The organism is Devosia sp. (assembly GCF_041917035.1).
In the GTDB taxonomy this organism is placed as follows: Bacteria; Pseudomonadota; Alphaproteobacteria; order Rhizobiales; family Devosiaceae; genus Devosia_A.
This window is the reverse complement of sequence record NZ_JAYRYM010000103.1, coordinates 1-12907: the sequence shown is the minus strand read 5'-3', so window position 1 is coordinate 12907 and position 12907 is coordinate 1. Positions and strand designations below refer to the sequence as shown.

Below are 12907 nucleotides of genomic sequence, written 5' to 3'. Positions count from 1 at the left end.
CGCGGTCTTGGCACCGGCCTCGACCGTGAAGGTGGCCGTTCCGACCAGCTCGGCGCCTTCGAAGACTCCGAAGGTGGAGTTGCGGGCGAGGCGGGCCTGCCACTCGGCATCGGCGATCGCAGCGTCCTCCGCGAGGCTCGACGCGAAGGCGGTAGGTTCAAGCGTAAGGCCCTCGAGCCTGACCGCGCGAAACGCCGCAATATCCGCGTCACCGAGGCGGCGGACCGTGAAGCTCACTTGCCGGTCTCGATGGTTTCCACCGTCACGTTCTCGTTGGTGTAGATGCAGATCTCGGCCGCGATCTTCATCGCCCGGCGGGCGATGTCCTCGGCGTCGAGTTCAGTGTTCTCCGAGAGCGCCAGCGCCGCCGAATAGGCATAATTGCCGCCCGATCCGATGGCGATGGTGGCGTGGTCGGGGGTCAGCACGTCACCCGTGCCGGTGATCACCAGCGTGTCGCGGTGATCCGCGACAATCATCATGGCCTCGAGTCGCCTGAGGTAGCGGTCGGTGCGCCAGTCCTTGGCGAGCTCCACCGAGGCGCGCATCAGCTGGTCGGGATACTGCTCGAGCTTGGCCTCGAGTCGCTCGAACAGCGTGAAGGCGTCCGCGGTGGCGCCGGCAAAGCCGCCGATCACCTTGCCGCCGGCCAGCCGCCGAACCTTCCTGGCGGTGTGCTTCATCACCGTGTTGCCGACCGACACCTGGCCGTCGCCGGCAATCACCACCTTGTTACCCTTCCGGACCGCGACGATGGTGGTGCCGTGCCAGCCGGGGAAGTCGTTGTCCTGAGACATAGGGGGAGGATACTCCAGAACTCTCTGGTCCCTATTTAGGCGCGTGGCGTCGGAATGCAAACCGGGCTGCACCTTTGGGGAGGTGGGGACATGCGGAAGCGTCCGACAGCCCGATGAGCTTCGGAGTTTTCAGAGAACCATGCCCTCGCACCTTGAGGGAATGAAGCGGGGCCGGCGAGGCGTATGCCCCGACGCGGGTAGTCCGCAATGAAATGAGGCTCACGCCTCGCCGGCCGATCGGGGTTTTGGGCTTGATTCGCAGCGGATCCGGAGATTTCCCCGGCGCCATCCGCCGACCCGGAATCTTGTCCCCCCGGGCCAGATCCACGGAGTGTCGCCACACCGGACGTTTCCGAGCAGGCAGTTCCTCTCCTCCGTGGGGGGAGCTGGTCGATGACCGGGGGATGGTCTCCCCGGCCGCGGGCTGTCCTCGGCGCGACCGCAGCCGGACAGGCTACGGCACAACCGGCTGCGACTTGGGCCTGAGCCGGCACGACTGCCAACCCACCCAACCTCCGCCGCACCAACCACTCGTCATGATCTCGCTTCGGTGCAGCGGACGAGGGGAGAATACTACGGGGATGGGAGAGCGGGGATAGATCTGGTCTTCGATGGTGCAGCACACCGGGCGTCATCCCGGCGGAGGCCGGGACCCGGTGCTTTCCGCATGCCCGGTGGGTGGGGTGAGTGCAACGCCGCCGCTTACGGCATCTTCATTGCTCTGCCGCTAGATGCTAGTGAGCCCGCGCCAATGACAGGACCCGCCATGCGCACCGCCGAAATCGCCCGCAAGACCAACGAAACCGACATCGCCGTGTCGGTGAACCTCGATGGCACCGGCCGGCATGACATCGAGACCGGCATCGGCTTTCTCGACCACATGCTCGACCAGCTGGCAAGGCACTCGCTGATCGACATCACCGTGCGCGCCAAGGGCGACCTGCACATCGATTTCCACCACACGGCGGAAGATGTCGGCATAGCGCTGGGCGAGGCAGTGAAGAAGGCGCTGGGCGACAAGAAGGGCATCCGCCGCTACGCCAGCTCCGATCTTCCGATGGACGGTACCCTCACCCGCGTGGCGCTCGACGTCTCGGGCCGGCCCTTCCTCGTCTGGAAGGTCGAGTTCACCCGCGACAAGGTCGGCGAGATGGATACCGAGCTGTTCCGCGAGTGGTTCCAGGCCTTCGCCATGAACGCCGGCATCACGCTGCATGTCGAGACCTTCTATGGCGACAACAACCATCACGTCGCCGAAAGCGCCTTCAAGGCGCTGGCGCGAGCCCTGCGCGACGCGGTCGAGATCGACCCACGCGCTGCCGACCGCATCCCCTCGACCAAGGGCCTGCTCTAGCGAAGGTTGCCGGCTCTCCGGTGCCGCGCCAGGGCCGTCACTCTGCCGGGCGGGCGGGCAGGGGCCTCACCGGCCCATGCCGGCCGAGATCAGCACCAGCAGGCTGAACACCGCAATCAGCGCGATCAGGCCGAGCGCCAGGCCGCCGATGAAGGTCCCCTGGGCGCTCGGATGCGATGCCAGCGCGCCATGGCCATGCGAATCGTGGGAATCGTGCGTCATTGGTCGTCCTCCTCGTTGATAGGGATCGCGCGCGCCTCCCGCGCGCATGGTCCCCGATCTTCCAACCGGACGGCTTTTGCTCTAGAGCGAACCCCGAGCCTGCCGGTCCTCGCCCGTGAAGGATAGCCCGTGACCCTGCATTCCGTCTATGACCGCCCCGATGCCGCGCCGGTCGCCGTCGCGGACCGGTTCTCGCTGCTTGCCGCGCTGCTGCCCCCCGTCTACGCACTGCTGCACGGGCTCTGGCTGTTGCTCGTCGCCTGGGTGCTGCTGCTCGTTGCCCTGACCGGGCTTTCCGCGCTGGCTGGGGCCGACGCGGCGTTCTGGATCTACGCCGCGCTGGCCGTGCTGATCGGCCTCGAGGCCCCGACCCTGCGGCGACGGCGACTCGGGCGGCTCGGTTTCCGCTATCGCACCGAGATCCTCGCGCCGGACGAGGATCTGGCCGCACTCGCCTGGCTGCAGCGTCGATGAGCACCGTCGCCATCATCGACTACGGGTCGGGCAACCTGCGCTCGGCCGCCAAGGCCTTCGAGCGCGCCGCGCGGGAGTCCGGCACCGGCGATACCGTGCTGGTCACCGACGATGTCGAGGTCGTGCGACGCGCCGACCGCATCGTGCTGCCGGGTGTCGGCGCCTTCGCCGATTGCCGGGCCGGGCTCGATGCCGTCGCCGGCATGGTCGAGGTGCTGCACGAGCGGGTGATCCGCGGCGGTGTGCCGTTTCTCGGCATCTGCGTGGGCATGCAACTGATGGCGTCGGAAGGCCGCGAGAAATCCATCACCATGGGGCTCGGCTGGATTCCGGGCGCCGTGGTACGGATCGAGCCCGAGGGCGGGCTGAAGGTGCCGCACATGGGCTGGAACACGCTGACCGTGCTGCAGCGTCACCCGGTGCTCGCCGGCATCCCGGATGGTCCGGACGGCCTGCACGCCTACTTCGTGCATTCCTATCACCTCAGCGTCGCGCATCCCGAGACATTGCTTGCCACCGCCGACTACGGTCAGCCGGTGACCGCCATCGTCGGTCGCGACAACATGGTGGGCACCCAGTTCCATCCGGAAAAGAGCCAGACGCTGGGCCTGACGCTGATCGGCAATTTTCTGAGGTGGACGCCGTGAGTTCCGGGATTGTGGCTTCCCCCCTCCCAGCCTCCCCCGCGAGGGGGGAGGTGCCGGCCGTGAGGTTGGTACCCGCTGCACCCCCCCACCCAGCCTCCCCCGCAAGGGGGGAGGTGCCGTTCCGTGTTCTTGGCTGGATCGTGCCTGTCGCTCTGGCGCGCACCCTCCCTTTGACGGGGAGGGATGGGGTGGGGTGTGCCCCACGCTCGATGCACGTCGGAGCCTCGCGATGATCCTGTTTCCCGCCATCGACCTCAAGGATGGCCAGTGCGTGCGGCTGAAGCTCGGCGACATGGCGCAGGCGACGGTGTTCAACGACGATCCGGCGGCGCAGGCGCTCAGCTTCGAGCGGCAGGGGTTCGAGTATCTGCATGTCGTCGATCTCAACGGCGCCTTTGCCGGGGAGAGCGTCAACGGAGCGGCGGTCGAGGCGATCCTCGAGGCGGTGACGTTCCCGGTGCAGCTCGGGGGCGGCATTCGCAGCATCGCCCATATCGAGAGCTGGCTGGCGAAGGGCCTGAGCCGCGTCATCCTCGGCACGGTCGCGGTGCGCGATCCGGCGCTGGTGAAAGAGGCAGCGCGGCTGTTTCCCGGCCGCGTCGCGGTGGGGATCGACGCCAAGGGCGGCAAGGTGGCGGTCGAGGGCTGGGCGGAGACCTCCGAGCTCTCGGTGATCGACCTGGCGCGGCGTTTCGAGGGCGCCGGGGTGGCGGCGATCATCTATACCGACATCGACCGCGACGGGGTGCTCGCCGGCATCAACTGGCCGGCGACGCTGGAGCTGGCCAAGGCGGTGTCGATCCCGGTGATCGCGTCGGGCGGACTCGCCTCGATGGACGACATCCGCACCCTGGCGCGGCCAGAATACGCGGTGCTCGAGGGCGCCATCTCCGGACGGGCGCTCTATGACGGGCGCATTGATTCACGTGAAGCACTGGCGCTGCTTGAGCAGGCGAGGTCGGCGTGACCGGCCGGCGGCGCTTCCCGATGGGCCCTTACTGGCTGGTGCTGGCGCTGCTCTTCGCTCTCGCCATGGCGCCGATCGCGCTCAGCGTGATGACCGGGCAGACCGCGGAACGGCTCGGCTGCACCATCACCGACGGCATCGTCGCACCCTGCCTCGACAACGGCGTCGACCGCACCGCGGAGTTGCAGACCGGGCTGGGGGCGCTCTGGTACGTGCTGGTCACCTGGCCGGCGGCCATTCTCGGCACCGTCGTCTGGCTCGGGGTACTGGTGCTTCACGGCGGCCGCTTCCGCGAGGAAGGAGCCGGCCATGGCTGAGCTCAGGAACCGCCCCATCCTGGTCAAGCGCATCAACCTCTGGTGGTACGCGTTCGCCATCCTGCCGATCGTTGCCGTGGTCTACATGGGCTTTTCCGGCATCCTGTCGCCCATCATCGGCCTGATCGGGCTCTTTGCCTTGTTCTTCTGGTTTTTCAGCCTCGGCTTCGCCGTTGCCGGCAAGCTCAGAAAGCCGCCACCGGACCCGCGCCAATGACTCTCAAGACCCGCATCATCCCCTGTCTCGACGTCAAGGACGACGGGCAACGCCCGCAGCGGCGGAGCCGCGAGGACGCGCAAATCGGAAAGGCGGCCGTCCGGTGACCCTCAAGACCCGCATCATCCCCTGTCTCGACGTCAAGGACGGCCGCGTCGTCAAGGGCGTGCAGTTCGTCGACCTGATCGATGCCGGCGACCCGGTCGAGGCCGCGATGGCCTACGACGCCGCCGGCGCCGACGAACTCACCTTCCTCGACATCACCGCCAGCCACGAGAACCGCGAGACGATCTTCGATGTCGTTGCACGTACCGCCGAGCACTGCTTCATGCCGGTGACGGTGGGCGGCGGGGTGCGCAGGATCGAGGATATCCGCAAACTCCTCCTCGCCGGAGCCGACAAGGTCTCGATCAACACCGCCGCGGTGAACGATCCCGATTTCGTGGCGCGCGCCGCCGACAAGTTCGGCGATCAATGCATCGTCGTGTCGGTCGATGCCCGCCGCCGCCAGACCCGTGCCCCCGGCCGGCACAACATCGATGAGTGGGAGATCTACACCCATGGCGGGCGCAACCCGACCGGGCTCGATGCCGTCGAGTTCGCCGTGCGCATGGTCGAGCGCGGCGCCGGGGAACTGCTGGTCACCTCGATGGACCGGGATGGCACAAAGTCGGGCTTCGACCTCAGCCTGACCCGTGCGATAGCCGATGCCGTGCATGTGCCGGTGATCGCCTCGGGCGGCGTCGGCACGCTCGACGACCTCGTCGCCGGCGTTACCGAGGGCCACGCTTCGGCCGTGCTGGCGGCCTCGATCTTTCACTTCGGCACCTACACCATCGCCGAAGCCAAGCAGTACATGGAGCGCCACGGCATCCCCATGCGCCACGACCTGAGCCCGGAGGCAATGCGATGAGTTTCACCCTCGAGGCGCTTGACGAGCGCATCCGGCTGCGGGCCGGGGCCGATCCGGCCGAGAGCTATACGGCAAAGCTCCTCTCCGAGGGGGTTGAGCGCTGCGCCAAGAAGTTCGGCGAAGAGGCGTCCGAGATCATCATCGCGTCGGTGACCAGGGACAGAAAGGGCACCGAGGGCGAGGCCTCCGACGTGCTCTATCACCTCTTGGTGCTGCTGCGCGCGGCCGGCGTGCCCCTCGCCGATGTCATGGCGCAGCTCGAGCGGCGCACGGCGCAGTCGGGCCTCGCCGAGAAGGCCTCGCGCGGCAAGGGAACCCCCTGATGCCTGCCAGCAAGCTCGAGCCCTACCATCACTTCAGCAAGGCCGAGTGGAGCCGCTTCCGCGCCGACGAGCCGATGACGCTCGAAGCCGCCGACATCCGGCGCCTCAGGGCCCTGAACGACCCGATCTCGTTGACCGAAGCCGAGGAGATCTACCTGCCGCTCTCCCGCCTGATCTCGCTCTATGTCGAGGCGACGCAGGAGCTGCACCGCGCTTCCACCCGCTTTCTCGGCGCCGATGGCCGACACGTGCCCTACATCATCGGTGTCGCCGGTTCGGTGGCGGTGGGCAAGTCGACCACCTCGCGCATCCTCAGGGCCTTGCTGCAGCGCTGGCCGAGTTCGCCCAAGGTCGACCTCGTCACCACCGACGGGTTCCTCTTCTCGAACCGGGTGCTGGACGAGCTCAAGCTCGCCGACCGCAAGGGCTTTCCCGAAAGCTACGACCGCGCCGCCCTCATCCGCTTCCTCTCCGACATCAAGTCGGGGAAGCCCGCGGTGAGGGTGCCGGTCTACTCCCACCTCGTCTACGACGTGGTCGAAGGCGAGTATCTGACCGTCGACCGGCCGGAGATCCTCATCGTCGAGGGACTCAACATCCTGCAGCCGGGTGAACTGCCGAGGTCCGGCAAGCCGATTCTGTTCGCCTCCGACTTCATCGATTTCTCCATCTTTATCGATGCCGACGAGGCGGACCTCACCACCTGGTTCATGGAGCGCTTCCGGCGCCTGCGCGAGACGGCCTTCGCCGACCCCAAGAGCTTCTTCCACCGCTTCAGCCAGATGAGCGCCGAGGAGGCCGAGGCCTTCGGACTCTGGGCCTGGACCGAGATCAACCTGCCGAACCTGCGCGACAACATCCAGCCGACCCGCAGTCGCGCGGACCTGGTGCTGACCAAGGGACCGAGCCACGCGATCGAACGCGTGGATCTGCGCAAGGTGTAGGCATCGTTCGCCCGGAGCAAGGCGCCCGGGTGAAGGAAGCAGAAAGGCGACTGCCTATATCGCCACGCCGATTTGCGCGGCCAGCGCCCTGAGGTCGGCGACGGGTCGCGCTCCGATATGGCTGATCACTTCGCTGGCGGCGAGGCATCCAGCCTGCAGCGCGGTGCGGAACTCCCGGCCGCGTGCGTAGGCCAGCAGGAAGCCCGAGGCGAACAGGTCGCCGGCGCCGGTGACATCGACGACGTTGGGCACCGGATAGGCCGGCACCGTGATCACCTCGCCATCCGCCACCACCATCGCGCCGTCGGCCCCCATGGTGATCGCCGCAAGCTCGGCGTCCCTGGCGATCCCCTGCACCGCGTCGTGGAAGCTCGAGGTCTGGTACAGCGACTTCAGCTCCTCGATATTGCCGAACACGATGTCGATCGTCCGCGAGCGGATGAGGTCGAGGAACTCCTCGCGGTAGCGATTGACGCAGAACGGGTCCGACAGGGTGAAGGCAGTGGCGCGCTCGTGCTTGTGGGCGTAGTGCGCCGCGGTGACGAAGGCTTTCTTGGCCTCGACCGGATCCCACAGGAACCCCTCCATGTAGGTCACCGTCGCCGCCCCGATCTCGTCTTCCTTGATGTCGGCGGGGGTCAGCTGGTGACAGGCGCCCAGGTAGGTGTTCATGGTGCGCTCGCCATCGGGCGACAGCAGGATCATCGAGCGCGCCGTGGCCGGGCCCTCCTTGAGCCGCGACACGCCGTAGTGCACTCCGATGCGGTCGAGGTCGGCGGCGAACACGTCCCCCAGGTCGTCGTCGGCCACCTTGCCGATGAAGCTCGCTCGGCCCCCGAGCGAGGCCACCCCCGCTGCCGTGTTGCCCGAGCTGCCGCCCGAGATCTGCTGCTTGTGCGCCGGCATGCGCTCGTAGAGATAGGCGCTGCGCTCGGCATCGACGAGGTGCATGATGCCCTCGACGAGGCCCTCGCGCTCGAGGAACCCGTCCTCGATCGGGGCGATCACGTCGACGATGGCATTGCCGATGGTGAGAACGTCGAACCGGGTCTCGGCCATCGGCAGTCCTTGGAATGCGAGCGGTTGAAAAAGGCCGGGCCGCAATAGCCGAGATCGGGCGGTTTCGCAACGCCGGGGGCGCTCAGGCGGCCTTCGGAGCAGGGGTTTTCGGCTCGAAGCGGCACCAGTCGCGGATCGGGCAGCGCCAGCACTCCGGCTTTCGCGCCTTGCAGACGTAGCGCCCGTGCAGGATCAGCCAGTGGTGCGCATGCAGCAGGAAAGGCCCCGGTACGATCTTCAGCAGCCCCTGCTCGACCGCCAGCGGCGTGGCTCCCGGTGCCAGCCCGGTGCGATTGGCGACGCGGAACAGGTGCGTGTCGACCGCGATGGTTGGTTGCCGGAAGGCGATGTTGAGCACGACATTGGCCGTCTTGCGGCCGACCCCCGGCAGGCTCTCGAGGGCTTCGCGCGTCCGCGGCACCTCGGAATTGAAGCGCTCGACCAACGCCTGGCTCAGCGCGTGGACATTCTTGGCCTTGTTGCGGAACAACCCGATGGTCTTGATCTTGTCCTCGATCGCCGCCGGCCCGAGCGCCACCATCTTTTCCGGCGTGTCGGCGAGGGCGAAGAGCGCCGGCGTCGCCTTGTTGACCCCGGCATCGGTGGCCTGCGCCGAGAGCACGACCGCCACCAGCAAGGTGAACGGGTTGGAATGGTCGAGTTCTCCCTTCGGGTCGGGGTCGGCCGCCGCAAAAGCGCCGAAAATGGCCTCGACATCTGGTTTCGACATTGTCTTCAATTTTCGCTGCGGCATTTCCGTCATCCCGATTCTGAGCCTATACTGATGCGCAAGATGACGACGCAAACGCAAGCAAGACCGCTCTTTGCGGCGCGGCTGACCCCGCAGCGCTCACTGGGACGCCGCGGCTTGCGGCTCGTCCTGGCGATGCTGGTGCTCGGTTCCGCCGTTCCGGTGGCGATCTACGCCTCGAGCGGAGCCTGGCCGATCGTCGGCTTCGTCGGACTGGTGGTCGGACTTGCCTGCTGGGCCTTCCTGCTCTCCTTCAAGGATGGCAAGCGTTACGAGCAGGTGACGCTATGGCCGGATCAGCTGGAACTGAAACAGGTCGACGGCGCCGGCAAGGAGACGCTGACCCGTTTCGATCCCCATGGCGTCAAGCTGGTGGTCGATCGTGATTTCAACGAACGCACGACCGGGCTGCACCTGAGGACCCGCGATCGCGACCTGGTGCTCGGTGCGTTCCTCAACGCCGACGAGAAGTCGAGCTTCGCCAAGGCGTTCGGCACGGCGCTGAAGCGCGCGCGGCAGTAGGGCCGGCAGCGCCGCTCCCGCGTCAAATCCGGGTCGATTCGGCGGCCGCACCCCCCTAGTGTCGGACCCATGAGCAGACACGACCAGATCATCGCCAATTCCGACTACGAGACCGTGCAGGCTGCCATCGCCTATCTGAGCGAGACGCTGCCCGACGAGATCGACCTCGAGCGCTTCGCCAGGGCCCTGGGCCTGACCGAGCGGCAATTGACCGACCTCTTCCGGCGCTGGTGCGGGCTGAGCCCGAAGAGCTTTGCCCAGGCCGTGGCGCTCGATCATGCCAAGCGCCTGCTGGCTGAGCAGCGGAGCGTGCTCGACACCACCTACGAGGTCGGCCTCTCGTCGACCTCGCGGTTGCACGATCTGTTCGTGACGCACGAAGCCATGCCACCCGGCGCCTGGCGGGCACGCGGCGACGGCCTCGAGATGGCCTGGGGGGCGGCGCCCTCTCCCTTCGGCACCGCCGTGCTGACAGTGACCGAGTATGGATTGTCGGGCATCGGCTTCGCCGACGCGACGACCAGCGTCGCGGCGGCCTTCGAGGATCTGGCCAATCGCTGGCCCAATGCCCGCTACCGCCGCGACGACGCCGCCATCGCCCCGGTCGCCGCCCGCGTCTTCGATCCGCGCCGCTGGAACCCGGACGAGCCGGTGCGCGTGGTGCTGATCGGCACCGATTTCGAGGTGAGGGTCTGGGAGACCTTGCTGCGCATCCCGGTGGGCAGGGCGACGACATACCAGAACGTGGCCAGCCACATCGGCCGCCCCACTGCCGCCCGCGCCGTCGGCGCAGCCGTGGGCAAGAACCCGATCAGCTTCGTTGTTCCCTGCCACCGCGTCGTGGGCTCGACCGGCGCCCTCACCGGCTACCACTGGGGCCTGCCGCGCAAGCGCGCGATCCTCGGCTGGGAATGCGGGGTGGCGGGGGCTTGAGGCCGGTGACATGGAGCCGGGCGGGTCGGCCAGGGCTGGGCCGACCTCCGGTGATCGTTCGCCTCGCGGCGAGCCGAACGGGTCCGGACTAGATCGCCACCCTCTCCACAAGTTGTCCATTGGTCCCGATGCGGTAGATCACCGGTTCGCCGGTGGCCAGTTCGCGCTTGAGGATCTGCTCGGGTGTCAGGCCTTCGATGGCCATCACGATCGAGCGCAGCGAGTTGCCGTGCGCCGCCACCAGCACGGTCTTGCCGGCCTTGAGTTGAGGCACGATCCGGCCCTCGTAATAGGGCAGGGTGCGGGCCGCCGTGTCCTTGAGGCTCTCGCCGCCGGGCGGCGGCACGTCGAACGAACGGCGCCAGATCAGCACCTGCTCCTCCCCCCATTTCAGGCGTGCGTCGTCCTTGTTGAGGCCGGAGAGATCGCCATAGTCGCGCTCGTTGAGGAGCTTCGAGCGGGTGATCGTCACCTCGGTGACGCCGAGTTCCTCGAGGATCAGGTCGAGCGTGTGCTGGGCGCGCTTCAGCGCCGAGGTGAAGTAGACGTCGGGCGCGTACCCGGCCGCCTTGAGCCGCCGGCCGGTCGCGCGGGCCTCCCCGATGCCTTTCTCGGTAAGGTCCGGATTGCGCCAGCCGGTGAACAGGTTCTTGAGGTTCCACTCGCTCTCGCCGTGGCGGACGAGGATCAGCGTTCCGGTCATTGGCAATCCTTCAGCTGTTGAAGCCGAGCACATCGGCCATCGAGTACAGTCCTGCCGGCTGTGCGGCCGCCCACTGGGCGGCACGCACCGCGCCCTCGGCGAACAGGGCGCGGTTGTCGGCAATGTGAGTGAGCGCGATGCGCTCCGAGGGGCCGGCAAGGATGACGCTGTGCTCGCCGATGACGTTTCCGCCCCGCAGCGTCGCAAACCCGATGGTGCCGGCGACGCGGGGGCCGGTATGGCCATCGCGGCTGCGCACAGAATGGCTCGCAAGATCGATGCCGCGGCCCTGTGCGGCGGCCGCCCCCAGCATCAGCGCCGTGCCCGATGGGGCATCGACCTTGCGGTTGTGGTGCATCTCGAGGATTTCGACGTCGAAGCCCGGCAGCGCCGCTGCGGCCTGGCGCACCAGTCCGACCAGCGTGTTGATGCCGAGCGAGAAATTGCCCGACTTGACGATCCGCGCCCCGGCCGCGGCTGCGGCGGCGATTGCCGCGTCGTCCCCGGCCGAGCAGCCGGTGGTGCCGATGACGTGCACCAGTCCGCGCGCGGCGGCCCTGCGGGCCAGCGCCACCGAGGCGGCCGGTGCGGTGAAATCGATCACCGCTTCGGCCGCGTCGAGCGCGGCGTCGATATCGGCGGTGATCGAGACGCCAAGCTGCGACAGGCCCGCGATCTCGCCGGCATCACGGCCGATGGCGGGAGAGCCCTCGCGCTCGAAGGCGGCGACCACGACAAGCCCCGCGGTCTCGGTGACCGCCCGTATGTTGGCCGCGCCCATCCGGCCGCCGGCGCCGGCAATTGCGATCTTGAGGTCGGCCATGCATCATCCCCCGGGCGTGTCGCCCCGCCTATAGCGCAAGCAGCGCCGCGCGCGAAAGCCCCCCAGCTAGACGAGTCGCCTGCCGCCGCCCGCCATCTCGGCAAGGATGGCGCGCGCCGCTTCGGTCGGATCGGCGGCTGCGGTGATCGGACGGCCGACGACGAGGTGAGTCGCGCCCGCGGCCAGTGCCGCTGCCGGCCCCATGACCCGCTTCTGGTCGCCATGTGCGGCGCCGGCCGGGCGGATACCCGGAGTGACGATCGCCATGTGCGGACCGGCGATACTGCGGACCATCTCGGCCTCGAGCGGCGAGCAGACCAGCCCGCCGATCCCGGCGGCCCTGGCCTGGCCGGCGCGCAGCGCCACCAGTCCCGCCGTGTCGCGGGCGAATCCGGCTTCGGCGACATCGGCGTCATTCATCGAGGTCAGCACCGAAACGCCGAGGATCTGCAGGGAACTGCCCGCGGCGCCCGCGACGGCGGCCCGCATGCACTGGGGGTAGGCGTGCACGGTCAACAGGCTCGCCCCGGTCCGCGCAATCGCCGCGACGCCCTTTTCGACAGTGTTGTCGATATCGAGCAGCTTGAGATCGAAGAACACCCGCTTGCCCGCCGCGATCAGCGCCCTGCCGATGGCCAGCCCGTCGCCGCCATAGAACAGCTGGTAGCCGATCTTGTAGAAGTCGACACTGTCGCCGAGCCGCTCGATCAGCTTTTCCGCCTCCTGGCGGCTGTCGAGATCGAGGGCGACGATGAGTGTTCCGGTCATCTGTGGGGCTCCCGCATTTCGGCGTGCGTCGCACGGCCAGCCGAAACCGGCAAGCGCTTTCCGCCATCTGCCGACATGCTATGGCAGCATAGGAACACGGCGCGATTCGGAGTTGTCGATGCAGCAGCAGGCCCTGTCGGCGCTCGTCGCCTGGGTGCGGCTCGAGCGGGCGC

The 12907-nt window shown here is 67.9% G+C and carries 19 protein-coding genes and 1 pseudogene; 12 read left to right on the top strand and 8 right to left on the bottom strand.

Annotated features, from left to right (window positions below; all coding sequences use genetic code 11):
* Nucleotides 1–237: pseudogene (locus ACE3TU_RS12030) on the bottom strand (GNAT family N-acetyltransferase); the annotation flags it as partial.
* The gene (hslV, locus tag ACE3TU_RS12025) at nt 234–797 is read right to left on the bottom strand and encodes an ATP-dependent protease subunit HslV (RefSeq protein WP_374624473.1); all 564 of its coding nucleotides are present in this window, start codon (nt 795–797) and stop codon (nt 234–236) included. The pseudogene ACE3TU_RS12030 and the gene hslV, both read right to left, overlap by 4 nt.
* Nucleotides 798–1563: 766 nt before the next feature.
* Here hslV and hisB point away from each other — a divergent pair.
* Nucleotides 1564–2151, top strand: coding sequence for an imidazoleglycerol-phosphate dehydratase HisB (gene hisB, locus ACE3TU_RS12020; RefSeq protein WP_374624472.1), 588 nt, complete (start codon nt 1564–1566; stop codon nt 2149–2151).
* 66 nt (nt 2152–2217) lie between these two features.
* On the opposite strand, the gene ACE3TU_RS12015 is transcribed toward hisB, so the two are convergent.
* On the bottom strand, nt 2218–2373 hold the full coding sequence (locus ACE3TU_RS12015) for a hypothetical protein (RefSeq protein WP_374624470.1): 156 nt from the start codon (nt 2371–2373) through the stop codon (nt 2218–2220).
* A 129-nt stretch (nt 2374–2502) separates the two neighbouring features.
* Here ACE3TU_RS12015 and ACE3TU_RS12010 point away from each other — a divergent pair, with 129 nt between their 5' ends.
* The 8 genes from ACE3TU_RS12010 (at nt 2503) to coaA (ending at nt 7175) form a co-directional block, all read left to right on the top strand.
* On the top strand, nt 2503–2847 hold the full coding sequence (locus ACE3TU_RS12010) for a DUF2628 domain-containing protein (protein ID WP_374624468.1): 345 nt from the start codon (nt 2503–2505) through the stop codon (nt 2845–2847).
* Nucleotides 2844–3494 (top strand): imidazole glycerol phosphate synthase subunit HisH, encoded by a 651-nt coding sequence (gene hisH / locus ACE3TU_RS12005; protein ID WP_374624466.1) that lies wholly within the window; start codon nt 2844–2846, stop codon nt 3492–3494. The genes ACE3TU_RS12010 and hisH overlap by 4 nt, the downstream gene beginning before the upstream one ends.
* A gap of 229 nt (nt 3495–3723) precedes the next feature.
* Nucleotides 3724–4461, top strand: coding sequence for a 1-(5-phosphoribosyl)-5-[(5-phosphoribosylamino)methylideneamino]imidazole-4-carboxamide isomerase (gene hisA / locus ACE3TU_RS12000; RefSeq protein WP_374624464.1), 738 nt, complete (start codon nt 3724–3726; stop codon nt 4459–4461).
* Nucleotides 4458–4778: a hypothetical protein gene (locus tag ACE3TU_RS11995; RefSeq protein WP_374624462.1), complete on the top strand. Its 321-nt coding sequence runs from the start codon at nt 4458–4460 to the stop codon at nt 4776–4778. The genes hisA and ACE3TU_RS11995 overlap by 4 nt, the downstream gene beginning before the upstream one ends.
* The gene (locus ACE3TU_RS11990; protein WP_374624460.1) at nt 4771–4995 is read left to right on the top strand and encodes a hypothetical protein; all 225 of its coding nucleotides are present in this window, start codon (nt 4771–4773) and stop codon (nt 4993–4995) included. The genes ACE3TU_RS11995 and ACE3TU_RS11990 overlap by 8 nt, the downstream gene beginning before the upstream one ends.
* Before the next feature lie 103 nt (nt 4996–5098).
* On the top strand, nt 5099–5908 hold the full coding sequence (gene hisF, locus ACE3TU_RS11985; RefSeq protein WP_374624458.1) for an imidazole glycerol phosphate synthase subunit HisF: 810 nt from the start codon (nt 5099–5101) through the stop codon (nt 5906–5908).
* Entirely contained in the window at nt 5905–6231 is a 327-nt protein-coding gene (locus ACE3TU_RS11980; protein WP_374624456.1) for a phosphoribosyl-ATP diphosphatase, read from the top strand. Before hisF ends, ACE3TU_RS11980 begins: the two co-directional genes overlap by 4 nt.
* Nucleotides 6231–7175 carry a type I pantothenate kinase gene (coaA, locus tag ACE3TU_RS11975; protein ID WP_374624454.1) on the top strand — a complete coding sequence of 315 codons (945 nt, stop codon included), beginning with the start codon at nt 6231–6233 and terminating at the stop codon, nt 7173–7175. The genes ACE3TU_RS11980 and coaA overlap by 1 nt, the downstream gene beginning before the upstream one ends.
* 54 nt (nt 7176–7229) lie before the next feature.
* Here the strand turns inward: coaA and ACE3TU_RS11970 are convergent, their stop codons facing one another.
* Both ACE3TU_RS11970 and nth read right to left on the bottom strand, forming a co-directional pair.
* The gene (locus ACE3TU_RS11970; protein WP_374624452.1) at nt 7230–8234 is read right to left on the bottom strand and encodes an adenosine kinase; all 1005 of its coding nucleotides are present in this window, start codon (nt 8232–8234) and stop codon (nt 7230–7232) included.
* A gap of 82 nt (nt 8235–8316) precedes the next feature.
* Nucleotides 8317–8964 (bottom strand): endonuclease III, encoded by a 648-nt coding sequence (gene nth, locus ACE3TU_RS11965; RefSeq protein ID WP_374624450.1) that lies wholly within the window; start codon nt 8962–8964, stop codon nt 8317–8319.
* A gap of 63 nt (nt 8965–9027) precedes the next feature.
* Here nth and ACE3TU_RS11960 point away from each other — a divergent pair, with 63 nt between their 5' ends.
* Together ACE3TU_RS11960 and ACE3TU_RS11955 are read left to right on the top strand one after the other, a co-directional pair.
* The gene (locus tag ACE3TU_RS11960; RefSeq protein WP_374624448.1) at nt 9028–9507 is read left to right on the top strand and encodes a DUF2244 domain-containing protein; all 480 of its coding nucleotides are present in this window, start codon (nt 9028–9030) and stop codon (nt 9505–9507) included.
* A gap of 69 nt (nt 9508–9576) precedes the next feature.
* Complete coding sequence (locus ACE3TU_RS11955; protein WP_374624446.1) at nt 9577–10440, top strand: methylated-DNA--[protein]-cysteine S-methyltransferase; 864 nt, start codon at nt 9577–9579, stop codon at nt 10438–10440.
* A gap of 88 nt (nt 10441–10528) precedes the next feature.
* On the opposite strand, the gene ACE3TU_RS11950 is transcribed toward ACE3TU_RS11955, so the two are convergent.
* The 3 genes from ACE3TU_RS11950 to pyrF form a co-directional block, all read right to left on the bottom strand.
* Entirely contained in the window at nt 10529–11143 is a 615-nt protein-coding gene (locus ACE3TU_RS11950; protein WP_374624444.1) for a 2,3-bisphosphoglycerate-dependent phosphoglycerate mutase, read from the bottom strand.
* A 10-nt stretch (nt 11144–11153) separates the two neighbouring features.
* Nucleotides 11154–11966, bottom strand: coding sequence for a 4-hydroxy-tetrahydrodipicolinate reductase (gene dapB / locus ACE3TU_RS11945; RefSeq protein WP_374624442.1), 813 nt, complete (start codon nt 11964–11966; stop codon nt 11154–11156).
* 66 nt (nt 11967–12032) lie between these two features.
* Nucleotides 12033–12734: an orotidine-5'-phosphate decarboxylase gene (gene pyrF / locus ACE3TU_RS11940; RefSeq protein ID WP_374624440.1), complete on the bottom strand. Its 702-nt coding sequence runs from the start codon at nt 12732–12734 to the stop codon at nt 12033–12035.
* Here pyrF and ACE3TU_RS11935 point away from each other — a divergent pair.
* Nucleotides 12718–12907, top strand: a 190-nt coding sequence (locus ACE3TU_RS11935; protein WP_374624438.1) for a hypothetical protein, incomplete at its 3' end; no start/stop codon positions are given. The two genes, pyrF and ACE3TU_RS11935, sit on opposite strands and share 17 nt — an antisense overlap.

Excerpts from the sequence above, each read along its gene's own strand:
- hslV (WP_374624473.1), bottom strand. The coding sequence starts at position 797 with ATGTCTCAGGACAACGACTTCCCCGGCTGGCACGGCACCACCATCGTC.
- hisB (WP_374624472.1), top strand. The coding sequence starts at position 1,564 with ATGCGCACCGCCGAAATCGCCCGCAAGACCAACGAAACCGACATCGCC.
- ACE3TU_RS12015 (WP_374624470.1), bottom strand. The coding sequence starts at position 2,373 with ATGACGCACGATTCCCACGATTCGCATGGCCATGGCGCGCTGGCATCG.
- hisH (WP_374624466.1), top strand. The coding sequence starts at position 2,844 with ATGAGCACCGTCGCCATCATCGACTACGGGTCGGGCAACCTGCGCTCG.
- hisA (WP_374624464.1), top strand. The coding sequence starts at position 3,724 with ATGATCCTGTTTCCCGCCATCGACCTCAAGGATGGCCAGTGCGTGCGG.
- ACE3TU_RS11990 (WP_374624460.1), top strand. The coding sequence starts at position 4,771 with ATGGCTGAGCTCAGGAACCGCCCCATCCTGGTCAAGCGCATCAACCTC.
- ACE3TU_RS11980 (WP_374624456.1), top strand. The coding sequence starts at position 5,905 with ATGAGTTTCACCCTCGAGGCGCTTGACGAGCGCATCCGGCTGCGGGCC.
- coaA (WP_374624454.1), top strand. The coding sequence starts at position 6,231 with ATGCCTGCCAGCAAGCTCGAGCCCTACCATCACTTCAGCAAGGCCGAG.
- ACE3TU_RS11970 (WP_374624452.1), bottom strand. The coding sequence starts at position 8,234 with ATGGCCGAGACCCGGTTCGACGTTCTCACCATCGGCAATGCCATCGTC.
- nth (WP_374624450.1), bottom strand. The coding sequence starts at position 8,964 with ATGTCGAAACCAGATGTCGAGGCCATTTTCGGCGCTTTTGCGGCGGCC.
- ACE3TU_RS11960 (WP_374624448.1), top strand. The coding sequence starts at position 9,028 with ATGACGACGCAAACGCAAGCAAGACCGCTCTTTGCGGCGCGGCTGACC.
- ACE3TU_RS11955 (WP_374624446.1), top strand. The coding sequence starts at position 9,577 with ATGAGCAGACACGACCAGATCATCGCCAATTCCGACTACGAGACCGTG.
- ACE3TU_RS11950 (WP_374624444.1), bottom strand. The coding sequence starts at position 11,143 with ATGACCGGAACGCTGATCCTCGTCCGCCACGGCGAGAGCGAGTGGAAC.
- dapB (WP_374624442.1), bottom strand. The coding sequence starts at position 11,966 with ATGGCCGACCTCAAGATCGCAATTGCCGGCGCCGGCGGCCGGATGGGC.
- pyrF (WP_374624440.1), bottom strand. The coding sequence starts at position 12,734 with ATGACCGGAACACTCATCGTCGCCCTCGATCTCGACAGCCGCCAGGAG.